Below are 16006 nucleotides of genomic sequence, written 5' to 3'. Positions count from 1 at the left end.
CGCCCGCATGCGACGCTTTGGCGCCTGGCCCGCGTGGGTCTTCATGGCGCTCTTCTTCGCGGTGCCCCTGGCGGCGCTGCTGCCCGAGGCCTTTGGCGGCGGGGGCAGCGCCTTCGCGCGGCTGTTCGGCAACCCGCTGTTCCTGGGCGCGCTGCGCAACACGCTGGCCCTGGGGCTGGCGGCGGGGGCCGTGTCGGCGCTGGTGGGGACCTGTATCGCCATCGAGCTGGCGCGCCAGCCCGCTGCGCGGCGCCAGTGGATGATGGCCCTGCTGGGCCTGCCGCTGGCCTTCTCGGGCCTGGTGATCGCCTACGGCTTCATCCTGGCCTTCGGGCGCGCGGGCTTCGTCACGCAGCTGCTGGCGGGCCTGGGCGGCGACCCGGCGGTGATCGGCAGCTGGATCTACAGCGTCTCGGGCCTGGGCGTGGCCTATGCCTACTACCTGATCCCGCGCGTGGCGCTGTCGCTGTACCCCGTGTTCGTGAACCTGGACCTGCGCCCCGCGCAGGCCGCGCGCACGCTGGGCGCATCGCGCACGCGGGCCTTCTGGGACACGGTGGTGCCCGAGGTGGCGCCCTCGGTGCTGTCCAACGCCTGCATGGTGGCCGCGATCGCCATGGGCACCTATGGCACCGCGCTGGCGCTGGTGGGCACGCAGCTCAACATCCTGCCGCTGATGCTGCTGGCGCAGGTCAGCGACGGCGGCTCGGATTTCGCGGTGGCAGCGGCCCTGTCGCTGGTGCTGATGGTGGTGTGTGTGGTGGTGATGGGAGTGGGTGATGTCCTTACGCGAAAGCGCGAACGCCGTGCAGGCCATTGAAGCGTGGCCGGTGCCGGTGCTGCAGGCGCTGCAGCGCCTGGCCCTGAAACAGCAGGGCCCGGGGCGCCACCGCCAGCCCGTGGCCGTGATCGGGCCCGGCGATGCCGGCGAGGCCGAGTGCGCCGCCGCCCATGCCGTGGCCCATGCGCTGGCGGGCGCCGGCATGGTGATCATCTGCGGCGGGCGCGGCGGTGTCATGGCCGCGGCATCGCGCGGTGCCACCGAGGCCGGCGGCATGGCCGTGGGCATCCTGCCCGAGGACGACGACGCCAACGCCAACGAGTGGCTGAGCGTGGCCGTGCCCACCGGCATGGGCGAGATGCGCAACGCCATCATCGCGCGCAGCGGCGTGTGCCTGGTGGCCATCGGCAGCAACCTGGGCACCCTGTCCGAGATGGCCCTGGGCCTCAAGTGGGGCAAGCCGGTCTTCGAACTCTACGGCGGCGTGCAGTTGCCCGGGGCCGTGCCGGCCACCGATGTGCACGATCTGCTGGCCAGGGTGCTGGCCTGCCTGCTCGCATAGCGGCTCAGTCGTCGGACTCCAGCGTCACGTCCAGCGCATCTTCGAGCGCCCACAGCGCGTCGTCGCTGAGTGCGCCCACGAAGACGCGCAGGCCGTCGCTCCATTCCACCACGCAGGCAACGCGCCCGGGCTGCACATAGGCGCGCATCTCGTTGACCGTGCCGACATGGCGCCAGCCGGCATGCAGCGCGGCCTCGGTGCCAGGCCCCGCCAGCCCGGACGCGCCATGCGGCAGGGCCTCGCCAAAGCCGCACTGCCAGACCAGCAGGGTGGCGATGAACTCCGAGCAGCTGTCGCACACCGGGTGCCACTCGGTGGCATCGCCGGTGGTGGTGATCCATACGGGCGGGTCGCCTCCCGCGCCAGGTCCGCAGTCCACGCCATAGCGCACCACGTCCTGGTTCTCCTCCACGAAGACCAGCTTGCCTTCCTGCACGCTCCAGTCGGCCGGCGGCAGGAACTGGTCGTACACGGTGGTGACATCGTGCGCGTTGCCGGCCAGCAGGTAGAACTCGCGCAGCGCGCGCGGTGCGGCGAGGCCCAGGGCCTGCTCGGCCTTGGTGATGGCATGCGGGTCCACCGCGTCCGTGGGCCGGAGCGGGCGGCCCAGCAGCTGGAACAGGTCGGGGTAGGGCAGGCGGGGCAGGGGGGCGTCGGTGCTCATGGCGCCATGGTGCCAGAGCCGCGCGCCAGGCTGCGCGCGACGCGCTCGGTGGCTTCCTGCAGATAGGCGCGCAGGCTGGGCGGCTCCAGCACCTCGAACTCCACCTGCAGCGCCAGCAGCCAGTACACCAGCGTGCCCTGCTGATGGGCGCCGCAGGCCAGCACGCAGCGCTCGGCGTCCAGGGCCTGCAGTACGCCGGCCGAGGCCGGAATGCGCCGCGCCATGGTGGCCAGGGGCTGGTGCAGCACGACGCGGGCCTGCTGCGGAAACTGCGACAGCGCCACCGAGCGCGCGACATAGGCCCGGAGGTCGCCCCCGTCCGGCCCGGGGCGCGGCGCGAAGTGCGCGCCGGTCACGGCATCGCCCGCCATGCGGTCGATGCGAAAGCTGCGCCAGTCGCTGCGCGCCGGGTCCCAGGCCACCAGGTACCAGCGGTGCCCGGTGTGCACCAGGCCCTGGGGCTCCACCGTGCGCTGGCTGGCCTGGCCTTTGGCGTCCAGGTAGGCGAAGGCCACCCGCAGCTGGTCGCGGCATGCCGCGGCCAGCACGGCGAGCGCCGCGGCCTGCACCGTGGGGCCCATGTGCTCGGTGGGCAGGATGGCCGAGCGCAGTGCGTCGATGCGCTTGCGCAGGCGCGTGGGCATCACCTGCTCGAGCTTGACCAGGGCGCGCAGCGAGCTTTCCTCCACCCCGCCCACGGTGCCGGCCGTGGCCATGCGCAGGGCAATGGCCACGGCCAGCGCCTCCTCGTCGTCGAGCAGCAGCGGTGGCAGCGCCTGGCCGGCGCGAAAGGCATAGCCGCCGGCCACACCGCTGCTGGCGTGGATGGGGTAGCCCAGCTCGCGCAGGCGGTCGATGTCGCGGCGCAGGGTGCGCGGGTGGATTTCCAGGCGCTCAGCCAGCTCGGGGCCGGTCCAGTGGCTGCGCGTCTGCAGCAGCGAGAGCACGCGCAGGAGGCGGGAGGACGAGGACAGCATGGAAATGAATGTACGTCGAATCGAGGGCGGAATCTGTCCGCAATGCATCCTACATTGCATCCACGTTCACGGCGCAATGCCGAAACGGATCGACCCCTCAACGAACCCCTTCAAGGAGCCTTCCATGTCCATCGTCCTCTACTGGCACCCCATGTCCAGCGCCACCCCCATTGCCAACGCCCTGGTCGAACTCGGCCTGCCGCACGAGCGCGTCACGCTGGACCTGCAGGCCGGCGACCAGCGCCGCCCCGAGTTCCTGGCGCTGAACCCCAACGGCAAGGTGCCCACCGTGGTGGTGGACGGCAACCCCATGTTCGAGACCTTGGCCATCCACTTCTGGCTGGCCGGCAAGTACGGTGTGGAGCGCGGCCTGTGGCCCAAGGAGGACACGCCCGAACGCCTGCAGGCCATGTCCTGGGCCACTTGGGCCTACGTGACCTATGGCGCCGTGCTGGTGCGCCTGCAACTGTCCACGCAGGGCGACGCGGCGCTGCGCAGCGAAGTCTGGGCGGAGGCGGCGCGCAGTGGCCTGGACCAGTTGCTGGCCCTGCTCGATGCACGCCTGGCCGCCCAGCCCTGGATGATGGGTGCCGACTACTCGCTGGTGGACCTGATCGTGGGCGCGGTCATTGGCTACAGCGCCTACATCGGTGCGCCTGTGGCCTCGCACCCGCATGTGCAGGCGTGGCTGGCGCGGGTGCAGGCGCGCCCGTCCATGCAATTGAAGGCCGACTGACTAGAGCAGCAGGAACGCTGCGGCCGCCACTGCCGTCGGCAGCAGCGCACCCAGCAGCAATCCGCCCATGCCCACCGTGCCGTCGGCAAAACCGCCCTTGACGAGGGCGATGCCGGCCGGGTTGGGTGCGTTGGCGATCACCGTGAGCCCGCCGCCGGCCACCGCGCCTGCGACCAGCATGTACTTGGCCGGGTCCGAGATGCCTTCGATCAGCGAGCCCAGGTAGGTCAGCGCGGCGTTGTCGGTCACCGCCGTGAGGCCCAGGGCCCCAGCGAACAGCGCCAGCGGCTGCAGGCCCGAGACGATGGGCTGCAACCACCACTGCTGCATGCCGCCCAGCACCACCAGGCCCGCGAGGAAGAAGCCCACGAGCAGCGCCTCCTTGAGGATCAGCGGGCTCTGGTGCCGCGCGTAGGCCTGGGTGTAACCCAGGAACATCAGGAACAGCGCCAGGAACACCACCGGGTGGTGGGCCGACAGCACCACGCCCGCCAGCAGCGCCAGGTGCACGGCCACCACGGCCAGGGGCACGGGGGGCAGCGAGCGCGCGGTGGCCGGTGGGTCCGCCAGCAGGTGGCGGCGCAGCACGGCGGCGCAGACGGTGGCGTTGAGCAGCACGGCCAGCGCGGCTTTCCAGCCGAAGGTGGCGAACATGAAGGCGCTGTCCCACTGCCAGGTGCCGGCCACCATCAGCACCGGTGGTGCGGCATACGAGGTGAGCGTGCCGCCGATGGACACGTTGACGAACAGCGTTCCCAATGCGAAGTACTTCACGCGCTCGGGCACCGCCGGGTGGAAGATCTGCGGCGCCAGCATCAGCGCGGCAATGGTCATGGCCGCCGGCTCGGTGACCAGCGAACCGAGCAGCGGCACGGCGGCCAGCCCCAGCCAGGCGCTGGCCAGCGGCGTGGGCAGGGGCATGCGCCGGGCCGTGGCATCCACCACGGCGGCGACGGTGCGCAGCACCGGGCTGGAAGCGGCGATGACCATCACCACGAAGACGAACAAGGGCTCGGTGTAGTTGCGCGATTCGGCGTAGCGCAGCGCTTCGCCGCCGCCCGAGACGGCGGCCATGGCCAGCACCAGCACGATGGCCCAGAAGCCGAAGACGACTTCGACCTCGCCCAACAGGTGGAACAGGCCGGCATGGCGCGGGTGGTGGTGGGACAGCCGCTCGAACAGTGGGGCGGCAAAGGTATGGAGCAGGGCCAGGCCGAAGATGGTGGCCGCTGTCCATTGGATGGCGTGGGAATGCATGGCGAAAAGGTTCCAGTCGCAACAAGGCCGCGTGGCGGCCCGACCGACGCTGAACCTGCCGCACCCCTGTGGCGCGTACACCCGGCCTTGATTTTACCAGACGGGCGCGCCCGGGCTCACATCGCCTTGAACAGGTGCGCGTACAAGCGGCTCACGGCCAGCTTCTCGGGGCGGCCCGAGAGGGCCAGGTGCAGCTTGCCGGCCTCGTCGCGCGTCACGGTGGTGATGGCGCTGGCGCGCACCAGGGTGCTGCGGTGGATCTGCCAGAACACGCTGGTATCGAGCTGCTCGGTGAGCTCCTTGAGCGGCGTGCGGATCAGGAACTCGCGCGCGGCCGTGAGCACGCGCACGTACTTGTCGGCGGCCTCGAAGTACAGCACCTCGGCCACCGGCACCATGTGGATCTGGCTGCCGCTGCTGGCCTGGATCAGCGTGAGCGGCCCGGCGGCCGCAGGGCCGCTGGCCGGTGCTGCGGCCGCGACGCCGGGCGCCGCCAGCAGGTGGCGCAACTGGGCCATGGTGGCTTCGAGGGCATTGGCCGTGGGGGCCTGGGCGGCCAGGGCCTGCTGCAGCTTCTGCACGGTTTTCTGCAGCCGCGCCGCCTGCACGGGCTTGAGCAGGTAGTCCACGGCCTGCGCCTCGAAGGCCTGCACGGCGTACTGGTCGTAGGCCGTCACGAACACCAGGGCCGGGAAAGGTTTGTCCCCGGGCCAGGCGTCGGCCAGCTCCACGGCGGCGTCGAGACCGCTCTGGCCCGGCATGCGGATGTCGAAGAACAGCACCTCGGGCTGTAGCGCCAGCGCCTGGCGCACGGCCGAGAGGCCGTCGCCCACGGTGGCGGCGACCTGCAGTTCCGGCCAGGCGCGGGCCAGCTCCTGCTGCAGCGCTGCCGCCAGCAGGGGTTCGTCTTCGGCGATCAGGGCGCGCGGCGCTGCGGTGGTGTTCATGCGGGGGTGCTCAGGGGGTAGGTGATGGTGGCACACGTGCCCTTGGGCGTGTTCGCCGCCAGCACGAAGTGGCCGGCCGCGCCATGCAGCGTGGCCAGGCGCTCGCGCACCTGGGTCAGGCCGAAGCTGGTGCCCGGTGCCGTGGCGGCGGCGGGTGGGAGGGTGCCCAACCCCGCGCCGGTGTCGCGCACCTCCAGCACCAGCAGTGTCCTGCCCGCAGGGCCGGCCTGCGTGCGCGCCTGCACGGTGATGTGGCCGCCTTCCACCTGGGGCTCCAGCCCGTGGCGGATGGCGTTTTCCACCAGCGGCTGCAGCAGCAGCGGGGGCACGGGCACCTCGCGCAGGGCCTCGGGCAGTTCCAGCGTGTAGGCCAGGCGCGGGCCCATGCGCACGGCCATGAGCTCCAGGTAGTCGGTCAGGCGCTGGAATTCATCGGCCAGCGGGTGCTGGGTGCTGCGCGATGCGCTGAGCGTGGCGCGCAGGTAGGCGATCATGCGGTCCAGCATGTCCTGCGCGCGCACCGGGTCGGTGCCGATCAGCATGCGCAGGTTGGCCAGGGTGTTGAACAGCATGTGGGGTTCGAGCTGCGTTTCCAGCAGCTTGAGTTGGGCCTCGGTGGCCTGGCTGTGCACCTCGGTCATGCGCGCCTGCAGCCAGGCGCTCTTGCCGCTGACGTAGAAGTAGTAGCTGATAACGGTGCCGGCCATCACGGTGATGCCGATGGAGATGCGCAACTGCGCGCGCCCTCCGCTTTCCCACGACGACTGGCCACACCACCAGTCTCCTACCAGTGTGCCGCCCAGGTAGCCCAGCACGATGGCCACCACGGGCAGCGCTATGGCCGATACGCCCTGGGGCCAGCCGAATTCCTTGCTGGACGGAAACAGGTGGCGCCCGAAATCGATCAGGGCCCAGCTCAAAGTTCCAATGGAAAGCGAGTAGCGTGCCGGGATGTCATAGGACTTCTCGGGCTGGAAGGCGTATTGGATGGCCGAGATCGCCAGGCAGAAGGCCAGGGTCTGCAGCAGGCGCTGCAGCTTGTCGAGCCAGTCGATCTTCATGGCGTGCCGCGGTCTGTGGAGTCAGCGGCCAGTGCCGTCGCGCTGGCGCAGCAGGCGCTCGCGCTCTTTTTGCACCATGCGCTCGCGCAGCCCGCTACCGGTGCCCAGGATGAACACCGAGACACCATGCAAGGCCAGCCCCAACCCCCAGCCCAGCAGCGGGTACACCGACCAGGGGCGGTTGCCGAAGCCGTAGCGCGACATGGAGAACACGATCAGGTTGACCACCACGTAGAGGACGGCATGCATGTACCAGCCGAGCTTGGCGCCGGCGCGTTTGCGGGCGAGCTGCTCGATGGCTTCGGGGGTCAGGGGTGCGGTCATGGATGGGGTGATTCTAGGCCGCAGCGTGGCGGCGGCGCCATGCCGCGCCGGGCAGCCGCAGGGTGCATGCCAGCAGCAGGGCCGATGCCCTGCGGCACGCCATCCTGCGCAGCGGGTGGCCCTGCGGCAATGCGCCAAGCAGGGCGAGCAGGGTGATGACCGACAGCATGGGCCTGTTCCGGACCGGGCGGCGCGCTTACGGTGCCTTGGCCTGCACGGGCGCAGGCACCAGCAGCTGCTGTTCAAAGTAGCGCACGATCTTCGTGTCCACCGCGCGCATCTGGCCGCGGTCGAAACCGGGCGGGTCGCCCAGCAGGCGCACGGCCAGGGCCGGCAGGCGATCTGGCGGGGGCGGGGGCGAAAGCAGCGCGCCGTGGCCGGCGTCGGGCAGGGCGGCCAGCACCGTGCAGCGCTCGGCGCAGGCCTTGATCACCCGGTCGCTGTGAAAGCGCGGCACCAGCCACAGATCCTTGCCGGCAGTGATCAGCGCCAGCGGGACGCGCGGTTTGGCCAGCGACTCCATGTCGAAGTCTGCCGCGGCCGGCACGCCCGACACCACGGCCGCGATGCGGGGCTCCTCGTGCGCCTGCCAGGTGGCATCGTCAAAGCGCTGGCGGATCACGCCCAGGGCCACGCTTTTCTTCACGCCGTCGAGGAAATTTCCCTTGAGCTCGGTGAACAGACCTACGCAGGTGGCGAAGTCGTCGGCGATGTGGGCCTCACAGTGCTGCTTGAACAGCGTCGGGGACCAGCGCCCGCCGGCCAGGCTCAGCGCCGTGTGGCCACCGGCGGACATGCCGTACATGCCGACCCGGTCGAGCGAGAGCAGCGGCGCCAGCGCGGCATCGGCCGCCACGGCATCGATGGCGCGCGAGACCTCGGCAGGCCGCTTCTTCCAGCTCTCGGGACCGGGGGTGGAGGGATCCTTTGCGTTGTCGCTCGCATGCTCTGGCATGGCCACCACGAAGCCGGCGCCCACCAGGGTGCGCGCAAGATCGGAGTGCACCCAGGGGTTGCCCCCCGAGCCGTGCGAGACCACGACCAGCCTGCCGTTGCCCGCCACCGGTGCGCCCTGCCAGGCGAGCTGCAGCTTGAACGGGCCGCGTTGCAGGGACTGGTCGGCGGCACTGCTGGGGTAGTACACGGTGACCGGGCCATCGCCCTGCAGTCCGGCGATCTCCTTGAGGCCGACCCCTGCCTGGGCCAGGCTGGCGGTCAGGGCGAGCAGGCCCGCCCATGCCAAGTGGATGGATTGGTGCATGGTTGTCGTCTCCTGCGCCCGCGTTCAGGGGCGGTTGTTGTTGTGGGCGATGCGCTCGCGCTCGGACTGGACCATGCGTTCGTGCCAGTTCGAGCCACCGGCCAGGAAAAACACCACCATGCCGTGCACCAGCAGGCCGATGCCCCAGCCCGCGGCGGGGAACACCGCCCAGTGCCGGCCGCTGGACAGCGACAGCGATACCAGCAGCAGGTTGACCAGCACATACACGGTGGCGTGGATGAACCAGCCCAGCTTGGCGGGGGGGGGGGGGGGGGGGGGGGGGGGGGGGGGGGGGGGGGGGGGGGGGGGGGGGGGGACCCCCCCCCCCCCTCTCTCCCCCCCCCCCCCCCCGGGCCAGGTTTTCGATGGGATCGCTCGACAGGGGGTAGCGGCGGGACATGGTGGATCTCCTTGGAATGAAGGGTGGCTGGGCAAGTACTGCGGATCAGGCGGTGGCGGGAGCGGATGTGGCGGTCGCGGCCTGGGGCGCCAGGGCCATGCGCCACAGGCGGGCCGAGCGGGCGATGAACAGACCGTTGAACACGCCGTAGAGCGCGGCGATCTGCAGGTCGAAGGTGGCGTCGTGCGCCAGGGCAGGCTGCATGGCCATCTCGATGCCGACCAGGTACTTGGTCAAAAAGATGCCCAGGATCAGCAGCAGGGGCAGGGGGCTGCCGGGCAGCTGGAAGCTGCGCGAGGCGGCCTGGTACTGCGTGCCGGCCGGCGTGGCGGGCATCAGCGCCAGGGCGATGGTGGCCACGGCGGCGGCCGCGGCCAGCCAGGCGGCCAGGGTGCCCAGCACCTGGCCCGAGCTGCCGAAGGCCGACACCAGTCCATAGGCCGAGAACAGGGTCATGGCCACGGGCATCACGGCGACGCGGGTCAGGCTGGCGGTGCGGGCCACCAGCTGGCTCGCGCCCAGGGCGACAAGTGCGGCGAGCAGGCCCCAGACCCAGGTGGGGGTCTTCTGCAGGACGGTGCCAAGGGCTTCGGGGTGGTGGATGAGAAGGTCAATGATCATGGCGTTGCTCCGGTGAGGGGGACGAAAAATGGGCGGTGGGTGGGTAGGTGGGTGGTCAGGCGATGCCCAGCTGGCTCCAGAGCCACTGGCCGAGCAGGCGGTTGGGCAGCAGGGTGAAGGCGCCGGCCACGAGGCACGAGCCGACGTAGGTGCCCTGCATGATCCGGCGGTGCGCCGTCACGTTGCCGCGCACCAGGAAGTAGAACGACAGGGCGATCAGGCCCAGGGTGACGGGAACCAGCAGGTGGATCACGCCAAAGCCCGCCAGGCGCGGACCCTTGTCGCCGCTGATGAACACGGCCGATACGGCGACCATCAGCATCAGCGTGACCCAGGCATACCCGGCGGCGCGGTGCAGGCGCGGGCGCTGGTCGCGGCTCCTGCGGGCCCACAGGGCCAGCGGTCCGATGGCGACGGCAGCCAGCGCGGCGGCCATGTGGATGGCGATGACGGGGGTGATCTGCATGGTGGGGCTCCTGGAGGCAGGTTTCAGCGATGGGCGTACTGTGCCGATCGCCTCCCGGACCTGCCACCGGCCTGCGATGAAATGCAGGCGCAATGGAGCGAAATGCAGCGGACCGGAGCGGAATGCAGGTGTTCCGGCGGTCGCCGGGGGCGGGCGGGCAGGGATAATCGGCACTTTTTTGCAGGCCCTCCAGGGCCAAAGGACGCGCGTGGACCTCGTTTTGCTGGCCAAGGCTGCCCTCATGGGCGTGGTCGAAGGCCTGACCGAATTTCTCCCCATCTCATCCACCGGCCACCTGATCCTGGCGGGCTCCCTGCTCGGCTTCGACGATGCCAAGGCCAAGGTGTTCGACATCGCCATCCAGACCGGCGCCATCTTCGCCGTCATCCTGGTCTACTGGCAGAAGATCCGCGCCACCCTGGTGGCCCTGCCGCGCGAGCGCAGCGCGCAGCGCCTGGTGCTCAACGTGCTCATCGGCTTTTTGCCGGCGGTGGTGCTGGGCCTGCTGCTGGGCAAGGCCATCAAGGCGCACCTGTTCATACCGGTGGTGGTGGCCAGCACCTTCATCCTGGGCGGCTTCGTGATCCTGTGGGCCGAAAAGCGCCCGCCGGGCGCCACCCGTATCCATGAGGTAGACGACATGAGCCCGCTCGACGCGCTCAAGGTCGGCCTGGTGCAGTGCCTGGCCATGGTGCCGGGCACCAGCCGCAGCGGCGCCACCATCATCGGCGGCATGCTGCTCGGGCTGTCGCGCAAGGCGGCCACGGATTTCTCGTTCTTTCTGGCCATGCCCACCTTGATCGGTGCCGGGGTGTACAGCCTGTACAAGGAGCGCGCCCTGCTGTCGGTGGCCGACATCCCGATGTTCGCCACCGGGCTGGTGTTCTCGTTCTTCAGTGCCTGGCTGTGCGTGCGCTGGCTGCTGCGCTACATCAGCAGCCACAGCTTCGTGCCGTTTGCCTACTACCGCATCGTGTTCGGCATGGTGGTGCTGATCACGGCCTGGGGCGGGTGGGTGCGCTGGGCCGAATAGCGGGAACGCCCCAGCCATGGGGGGCTGCGAAGGTGATAAGCTGTAACGTGTGGTTGCGTTGTCCTGCAGCGCCCACCCTGCTTTCGCTTGGCCAATAGATGATCCTTGCCCCGGGACTTTCGCCACATGACGCCAGATGAGCCAGAAAGATTGCTCCGCCGTGCCAGGCATTCCGACTGGTCCAAGGACGAGTTGCTCGAACTGATCACCAAGAGTGCGGGCGCCACCCTGGCCGCGGTGGACCGGGGCCTGCAGATGGTCTATGTGAACGAGGAGTACGCGCGCTGGTTCGGCAGTACGCCCGAGCTGCTCGTGGGCAAGACCCTGGTCGACCTGTATGGCGAGCACGACTGTGCCCGCTTCATGCCCTTCGTCGAGCGCGTGCTCAGCGGCGAGCGCGTCCAATACCAGCGGCTGCTGCGCACCCCGTACGGCTTTGACGAGTGGCGCACGATCTGCCTGACGCCCTGGCCCGCACGCAATGGCGTCATCGACGGTTTCATCACCACCGCGCTCGATGTGCATGAACTGCAGGTGACCATGAACGCCCTGCGTGCCGCCAACCAGCGGCTGTCGTCACACATGGAAAACAGCCCCCTGGCGGTGCTGGAGATGGACCAGGACCTGCGCCTGCTGCACTGCTCGCAGCGGGCGGTGCAACTGATGGGCTGGCTCCCCGTGGCGCACCTGGAGGGGCGATCGCTCACGCAGCTGCTGGGCCACACCTCGGACGAAGGCCTGCACGAGGCGCTGCAGCGCCTGCAGGAGGGCCAGGAGGCGCAGAACCGGGCCGAGACCTCCTTCACGCGCCAGGATGGCTCCGAGGTGCACTGCGAGTGGTTCAACTCCGCGCTGACCGACGCCGAAGGGCGGGTGACGTCCATCATGGCCCTGGTGCAGGATGTCTCGGCCAAGATACAGATCGCGCGCCAGCAGCAGTACCTGGCCAACCACGATTCACTGACGGGCCTGTACAACCGCGCGGCCTTCCACAGCCGCCTCGAGCAATCGCTGGCCCGGGTGCGCCACCACGCTGCCGGCTCGGTGGCGCTGCTGTTCATCGACCTCGATGGCTTCAAGCGCGTGAACGACACGGAAGGCCACCGTGCGGGTGACGAGGTGCTGCGCATCGTGGCCCGGCGGCTGGCGGCCACGGTGCGCGGCGAGGACACCATGGCACGGCTCGGGGGCGACGAGTTCCTGGTCATGCTGGACCGCGAGGTCACGCGCGACGTGACCGATGGCATCGGCCAGCGCATCATCGACGCGCTGCAGGAGCCCATGTGGGTGGAGGGCCGCGAGCTGCGCATCGGTGCCAGCATCGGCGTGGCGGTGCACCCCCCGCTCGAGGGGGAGACCGACGCCCTCATGAACCGCGCCGACCAGGCCATGTACGCCGCCAAGCGCGCGGGCAAGGGCCGGCTGCACTACGCGCAGCGCGAGCTGCAGCAGACCTGACCCAGGCCCCTGGGCCCGCCCTGCGGGAACCCCGGGGTGTGGCTGGGCTACGACTCTTTCCTGGGCAGGCGAATGCTCTGCTGGAATTTGAAGAAATTGGTCGGGTCGTACTCCTGCTTGGCCTGCTGCAGGGTCAGGTAGGCGGGGCCCCAGTAGGCCTCTTCGAAATCCTGCAGGCTGGCGTCGGGGTAGTTCTGGTACACGTGCCCGTTCATGAAGGGTTGCACGAGCTTCATGAAACCGGCCAGCCAGGTCTCGGTCTGCGCGCGTTCGGCCGGGTTGCGCCAGAACACGTCCGCCACCAGATCGGCATCCACGCGGCGGTGGATGAAGGCGCTGGCTTCGATGGGGTAGCGGTTGATGGCCCCGCCATAGGGCTCCAGGTAGGCCAGCGACCACTGGTTGGGTGAGGTCAGGAAGTAGTCGATGATGGACTGCCAGTCCGCCGTGGTGAGCGGGCGGCTGATGTAGCCCGAGGCCTTGCTCTCGGCAATGCCATCGGGCAGGTTGTCGGGCAACGAATAGGGGTGGTCTTCGAGCCAGATGTTCATGTCCGGGTAGGTGCCGGTCTGGTCCACCAGCAGCTGGGCGCTGGGGATGTCCAGGAGCGGGGCGATCGCCTGCAGGCCGGCCTCGCGCGTACCGCAGAACATGCCCTGCACCATGGCCACCGGCTTGCCGCCGTAGTAGCCCAGGTTCATCATGTAGCCGAGCGCGTCGGGCGCACCGCTTTGCATGTAGCGCTGCTGCATCATGGTCAGAACGTTGGCGGCCTGGGACATGTCCCAGCCGATGGACCAGGCCCACACGGTGTCCAGCGGCACCATGCTGTAGGTGACCTGCAGCAGCACGCCGAAGTTGCCGCCCGTGCCCCCGCGCATCGACCAGTACAACAGGGGGTTCTCGCTCTCGCTGGCGTTCACGATGCTGCCGTCGGCCAGTGCCACGCGCAGCGACTCCACCAGGTCGCTCTGGATGCCGTAGCGCCGCGAGGTGTAGCCGTAGCCCCCGCCCTGCACGAAGCCGCCCACGCAGACGCTGCCGCAGGCGCCTGTGGGCACATGCCAGCCGGTGTGGTTCATGGCGCCGTTGAAGTGGTCGAAGTCGGTGCCCGGCCGCACGTACACGCGCTGGTTCTGCGGGTCCAGCACCACGCCCTGGATGTCGCTCAGGTCGATCACCATGCCGTTGTTGACCGAGTAGCCGGCCGTGCTGTGGCCGCCGCAGCGCACGGCCACGGGCACCTTGTACTTGCGCGCCACGGCCAGGCACTCGATCACGTCGTTCTCGACCGCGCAGTAGACGATGATCTTGGGGAACGACTGGAAGGCGGGGTTCGATTCCTGGCGTGCCGTGTTGTAGTCGGGGCTCGATGGCAGCACCACCCGGCCCACCAGCATGTGCTCCAGATGGGCCAGCGATTCCAGCGCGATGGCGGTGTCGGAGGTCTCGCCGGCGTCTCCCGCCGCATCGGCTGCCGAGGCGGCCAGGGCATGGAATTGCGCGACGCGCGCGGCTTTGGCAATGCGGGCGGGACTTTTGCGATGGGCCATGGCTCAGGATCCGTACAGAGGTTGCGAGGTCTCCTGTGTACCGGAACGCCCAGCGTTTGACCAGCAATGGATTCCCCAAGTGCCCGCAGGCCCTGCCGACCCTATGCCGATGACAGTGCCAGGTCCCCGGTATTGCGGCGCAGGCAGAACTTGCCGCTCTGCTTGCCGCTGTACATGGCGGCATCGGCGAGCTTGAGCAGGCCGGCGGCATCGCTGCTGTCGTCGGGTGCGATGGCGTAGCCCACGGTCAGGCCCACATGGACCTGGATGCTCCCCAGCGAGAACGGCAGGCGGAAGGCCTCGAGCAGCTTGAGCCCCAGCTCCTGCGCCTGCTGGGCGCTGCCCAGGTGCCCGGCCATCACCACGAACTCGTCGCCGCCCAGGCGCGCGACCACGTCGCTTTGCCGCACGTGGCCCTGCAGGCGGCGCGTCACGGCCACCAGCAGTTCGTCGCCGACATCGTGGCCGTGCTGGTCGTTCACGGGCTTGAAGCCATCGAGATCCATCATGTAGACGGCCAGCAGGTCGCCCTTGCTGCTGCGGGGCAGGGCGGCTGCGAGGGCCATGTTCAGGCCGCGGCGGTTGGGCAGGCCGGTGAGCGGGTCGGTGTGGGCCAGCGAATGCATGGCGTCGCGCTCGCGGTTGGCATGCAGCGCTTCCAGCTGCAGGGCGTGCGTGCGCAGGCCCAGCACGCGCATGAACAGCAACATGTCGATGGTGGCGCCGAACTGGAAGGAGTGCAGCGTCCAGAAGTTGACCGGTACCCAGCCGTTGATGACGCCGATCATCACCGCCGTGGTCACGAAGTAGATCAGCCAGGCCGCCAGCAGGCTGGTGCCCACGCCGTCGCCTGCGAGGGCCTTGCGCACCGCGCCCGGGATGCCCATGAGCGCGGGCACCAGGCCCAGGATGCTCACGATGGCGGCAATGGCGCGGGTGCTCAGCACATCCAGGCTGTAGGCGATGCCCAGCACCACGCACAGCGCGGCGCCGCAGCGCATGGCGCGCAGGAAGCGGCTCTTGGGCTGGTCCCCCGCCAGGGCCTGGCTGATGAACAGGAAGGACCCGCAGGTGGCCAGCAGCGCCGAGAGGCCCGCCGCATGCTCGGTGAACCACAGGCTGTTGCTCCACAGGTACTGCCGGCCAATGCCGAACAGGTGCAGCGAAAACATCAGGCTGCCCGTGATCAGCAGCGCGTAGAAGATGAACAGCGGCTCGCGCAGGCTGGTCCACTGGGCCAGGCTGTAGATCAAAAGGCACAGCGCCAGGCCGGTGAGCACGCCCTGCAGCATCTGCTCGTCCACCGCGGTGGCAAGCATGGCCGACGACTTGTTGAGCGTGATGGGCAGGATCATGGCCGCCCGGGTTTCCACGCGCATCAGCAGTTCGTAGGCCTGGCCTGGCAGCAATTCGAGCGCCACGGCATGCGAGCGGCTTTGCAGCGGCCGCTCCGAGTACGGCTGCAGGCTGCCCAGCACGACGTGCCTGGTCACATGGCCCGCGCTGAGAACGTAGACGTCGACCCGGTTCAGGTCGGGGTGGTTGATGTCCAGCGTCCAGCGGCCGTCGGAGGTCAGGTGCACCGCCAGCGGCGCGCGCAGCCAGATGGCGTCCGAGCGCACGCCCAGCGTGGCGCCCCGGGAGGGCGGGGGCACGAAGTCACCGGCACGGGCCTGCACCTCCTCCAGGCCGAGCTTGAGCGTGGGATCGGAGAGCATGCGCACCGCCGGCCATACCTCGATCGACGCGGCGCTGTCGTGCAGCACCAGGGGCTGCGCCGAATGGGCCTTGCCTGCGCCGGCCAGCAGGCCCAGCAGCAGCACCAGGCATGCCGCGGCCCTCCACCAGCTGCGCAGTGCGGGCAGCGGGTGGGCGTGGGGGTGGTGCAACAGGGCTCGCATGGTC

Annotated in this window: 18 protein-coding genes; 5 read left to right on the top strand and 13 right to left on the bottom strand. The window is 69.7% G+C overall.

Annotation, left to right across the window (positions count from 1 at the left end):
• The first annotated feature begins 7 nt into the window (after nucleotides 1-7).
• Both AC07PA_RS09565 and AC07PA_RS09560 read left to right on the top strand, forming a co-directional pair.
• The gene (locus AC07PA_RS09565) at nucleotides 8-820 is read left to right on the top strand and encodes an ABC transporter permease (RefSeq protein ID WP_494604883.1); all 813 of its coding nucleotides are present in this window, start codon (nucleotides 8-10) and stop codon (nucleotides 818-820) included.
• Complete coding sequence (locus tag AC07PA_RS09560; protein WP_494604881.1) at nucleotides 780-1343, top strand: TIGR00725 family protein; 564 nt, start codon at nucleotides 780-782, stop codon at nucleotides 1341-1343. Before AC07PA_RS09565 ends, AC07PA_RS09560 begins: the two co-directional genes overlap by 41 nt.
• Nucleotides 1344-1347: 4 nt before the next feature.
• Here AC07PA_RS09560 and AC07PA_RS09555 read toward each other — a convergent pair whose 3' ends face one another.
• The gene (locus tag AC07PA_RS09555; RefSeq protein WP_494604879.1) at nucleotides 1348-2007 is read right to left on the bottom strand and encodes an SMI1/KNR4 family protein; all 660 of its coding nucleotides are present in this window, start codon (nucleotides 2005-2007) and stop codon (nucleotides 1348-1350) included.
• Nucleotides 2004-2984 (bottom strand): helix-turn-helix transcriptional regulator, encoded by a 981-nt coding sequence (locus tag AC07PA_RS09550; protein ID WP_494604877.1) that lies wholly within the window; start codon nucleotides 2982-2984, stop codon nucleotides 2004-2006. Before AC07PA_RS09550 ends, AC07PA_RS09555 begins: the two co-directional genes overlap by 4 nt.
• Before the next feature lie 124 nt (nucleotides 2985-3108).
• On the opposite strand from AC07PA_RS09550, the gene AC07PA_RS09545 reads away from it, so the two are divergent.
• Complete coding sequence (locus AC07PA_RS09545; protein WP_494604875.1) at nucleotides 3109-3720, top strand: glutathione S-transferase family protein; 612 nt, start codon at nucleotides 3109-3111, stop codon at nucleotides 3718-3720.
• On the opposite strand, the gene AC07PA_RS09540 is transcribed toward AC07PA_RS09545, so the two are convergent.
• The 9 genes from AC07PA_RS09540 to AC07PA_RS09500 all read right to left on the bottom strand — a co-directional run bounded on the left by AC07PA_RS09540 (nucleotide 3721) and on the right by AC07PA_RS09500 (nucleotide 10057).
• Nucleotides 3721-4977, bottom strand: a complete 1257-nt coding sequence (locus AC07PA_RS09540) for a putative Na+/H+ antiporter (RefSeq protein ID WP_494604873.1) — start codon at nucleotides 4975-4977, stop codon at nucleotides 3721-3723.
• Nucleotides 4978-5093: 116 nt separating this feature from the next.
• Nucleotides 5094-5924 carry a LytR/AlgR family response regulator transcription factor gene (locus AC07PA_RS09535; RefSeq protein ID WP_494604871.1) on the bottom strand — a complete coding sequence of 277 codons (831 nt, stop codon included), beginning with the start codon at nucleotides 5922-5924 and terminating at the stop codon, nucleotides 5094-5096.
• Complete coding sequence (locus AC07PA_RS09530) at nucleotides 5921-6985, bottom strand: sensor histidine kinase (protein WP_494604869.1); 1065 nt, start codon at nucleotides 6983-6985, stop codon at nucleotides 5921-5923. Before AC07PA_RS09530 ends, AC07PA_RS09535 begins: the two co-directional genes overlap by 4 nt.
• Before the next feature lie 21 nt (nucleotides 6986-7006).
• On the bottom strand, nucleotides 7007-7309 hold the full coding sequence (locus AC07PA_RS09525; RefSeq protein WP_494604867.1) for a 2TM domain-containing protein: 303 nt from the start codon (nucleotides 7307-7309) through the stop codon (nucleotides 7007-7009).
• Between the two features lie 13 nt (nucleotides 7310-7322).
• The gene (locus AC07PA_RS09520) at nucleotides 7323-7478 is read right to left on the bottom strand and encodes a hypothetical protein (RefSeq protein WP_007853609.1); all 156 of its coding nucleotides are present in this window, start codon (nucleotides 7476-7478) and stop codon (nucleotides 7323-7325) included.
• 27 nt (nucleotides 7479-7505) lie between these two features.
• Entirely contained in the window at nucleotides 7506-8570 is a 1065-nt protein-coding gene (locus AC07PA_RS09515; protein WP_007853611.1) for an alpha/beta hydrolase family protein, read from the bottom strand.
• A gap of 24 nt (nucleotides 8571-8594) precedes the next feature.
• The gene (locus tag AC07PA_RS09510) at nucleotides 8595-8798 is read right to left on the bottom strand and encodes a 2TM domain-containing protein (protein WP_494655371.1); all 204 of its coding nucleotides are present in this window, start codon (nucleotides 8796-8798) and stop codon (nucleotides 8595-8597) included.
• Between the two features lie 217 nt (nucleotides 8799-9015).
• Complete coding sequence (locus AC07PA_RS09505) at nucleotides 9016-9591, bottom strand: DUF6622 family protein (protein ID WP_494604864.1); 576 nt, start codon at nucleotides 9589-9591, stop codon at nucleotides 9016-9018.
• Nucleotides 9592-9646: 55 nt separating this feature from the next.
• A complete protein-coding gene (locus AC07PA_RS09500) occupies nucleotides 9647-10057 on the bottom strand; it encodes a DUF2306 domain-containing protein (protein ID WP_145695345.1) in 411 nt (136 codons plus the stop codon).
• A gap of 208 nt (nucleotides 10058-10265) precedes the next feature.
• On the opposite strand from AC07PA_RS09500, the gene AC07PA_RS09495 reads away from it, so the two are divergent.
• Complete coding sequence (locus AC07PA_RS09495) at nucleotides 10266-11090, top strand: undecaprenyl-diphosphate phosphatase (protein ID WP_494604862.1); 825 nt, start codon at nucleotides 10266-10268, stop codon at nucleotides 11088-11090.
• A 126-nt stretch (nucleotides 11091-11216) separates the two neighbouring features.
• A complete protein-coding gene (locus AC07PA_RS09490) occupies nucleotides 11217-12548 on the top strand; it encodes a diguanylate cyclase domain-containing protein (protein ID WP_007853638.1) in 1332 nt (443 codons plus the stop codon).
• A gap of 47 nt (nucleotides 12549-12595) precedes the next feature.
• Here the strand turns inward: AC07PA_RS09490 and AC07PA_RS09485 are convergent, their stop codons facing one another.
• Complete coding sequence (locus AC07PA_RS09485) at nucleotides 12596-14101, bottom strand: FAD-binding oxidoreductase (protein ID WP_494604859.1); 1506 nt, start codon at nucleotides 14099-14101, stop codon at nucleotides 12596-12598.
• A gap of 101 nt (nucleotides 14102-14202) precedes the next feature.
• Nucleotides 14203-16002, bottom strand: coding sequence for a diguanylate cyclase domain-containing protein (locus AC07PA_RS09480; RefSeq protein ID WP_494604857.1), 1800 nt, complete (start codon nucleotides 16000-16002; stop codon nucleotides 14203-14205).
• Between the last annotated feature and the right edge of the window lie 4 nt (nucleotides 16003-16006).

The organism is Acidovorax sp. GW821-FHT09B03 (assembly GCF_059418305.1).
This window is presented reverse-complemented; position numbering and strand designations above follow the sequence as displayed.

What these genes read in the sequence shown, in the direction of transcription:
- AC07PA_RS09490 (WP_007853638.1), top strand. Translation starts at nt 11,217, where the DNA reads ATGACGCCAGATGAGCCAGAAAGATTGCTCCGCCGTGCCAGGCATTCC.
- AC07PA_RS09500 (WP_145695345.1), bottom strand. Translation starts at nt 10,057, where the DNA reads ATGCAGATCACCCCCGTCATCGCCATCCACATGGCCGCCGCGCTGGCT.
- AC07PA_RS09550 (WP_494604877.1), bottom strand. Translation starts at nt 2,984, where the DNA reads ATGCTGTCCTCGTCCTCCCGCCTCCTGCGCGTGCTCTCGCTGCTGCAG.
- AC07PA_RS09535 (WP_494604871.1), bottom strand. Translation starts at nt 5,924, where the DNA reads ATGAACACCACCGCAGCGCCGCGCGCCCTGATCGCCGAAGACGAACCC.
- AC07PA_RS09565 (WP_494604883.1), top strand. Translation starts at nt 8, where the DNA reads ATGCGACGCTTTGGCGCCTGGCCCGCGTGGGTCTTCATGGCGCTCTTC.
- AC07PA_RS09505 (WP_494604864.1), bottom strand. Translation starts at nt 9,591, where the DNA reads ATGATCATTGACCTTCTCATCCACCACCCCGAAGCCCTTGGCACCGTC.
- AC07PA_RS09480 (WP_494604857.1), bottom strand. Translation starts at nt 16,002, where the DNA reads ATGCGAGCCCTGTTGCACCACCCCCACGCCCACCCGCTGCCCGCACTG.
- AC07PA_RS09540 (WP_494604873.1), bottom strand. Translation starts at nt 4,977, where the DNA reads ATGCATTCCCACGCCATCCAATGGACAGCGGCCACCATCTTCGGCCTG.
- AC07PA_RS09525 (WP_494604867.1), bottom strand. Translation starts at nt 7,309, where the DNA reads ATGACCGCACCCCTGACCCCCGAAGCCATCGAGCAGCTCGCCCGCAAA.
- AC07PA_RS09545 (WP_494604875.1), top strand. Translation starts at nt 3,109, where the DNA reads ATGTCCATCGTCCTCTACTGGCACCCCATGTCCAGCGCCACCCCCATT.
- AC07PA_RS09560 (WP_494604881.1), top strand. Translation starts at nt 780, where the DNA reads ATGTCCTTACGCGAAAGCGCGAACGCCGTGCAGGCCATTGAAGCGTGG.
- AC07PA_RS09530 (WP_494604869.1), bottom strand. Translation starts at nt 6,985, where the DNA reads ATGAAGATCGACTGGCTCGACAAGCTGCAGCGCCTGCTGCAGACCCTG.
- AC07PA_RS09520 (WP_007853609.1), bottom strand. Translation starts at nt 7,478, where the DNA reads ATGCTGTCGGTCATCACCCTGCTCGCCCTGCTTGGCGCATTGCCGCAG.
- AC07PA_RS09515 (WP_007853611.1), bottom strand. Translation starts at nt 8,570, where the DNA reads ATGCACCAATCCATCCACTTGGCATGGGCGGGCCTGCTCGCCCTGACC.
- AC07PA_RS09485 (WP_494604859.1), bottom strand. Translation starts at nt 14,101, where the DNA reads ATGGCCCATCGCAAAAGTCCCGCCCGCATTGCCAAAGCCGCGCGCGTC.
- AC07PA_RS09555 (WP_494604879.1), bottom strand. Translation starts at nt 2,007, where the DNA reads ATGAGCACCGACGCCCCCCTGCCCCGCCTGCCCTACCCCGACCTGTTC.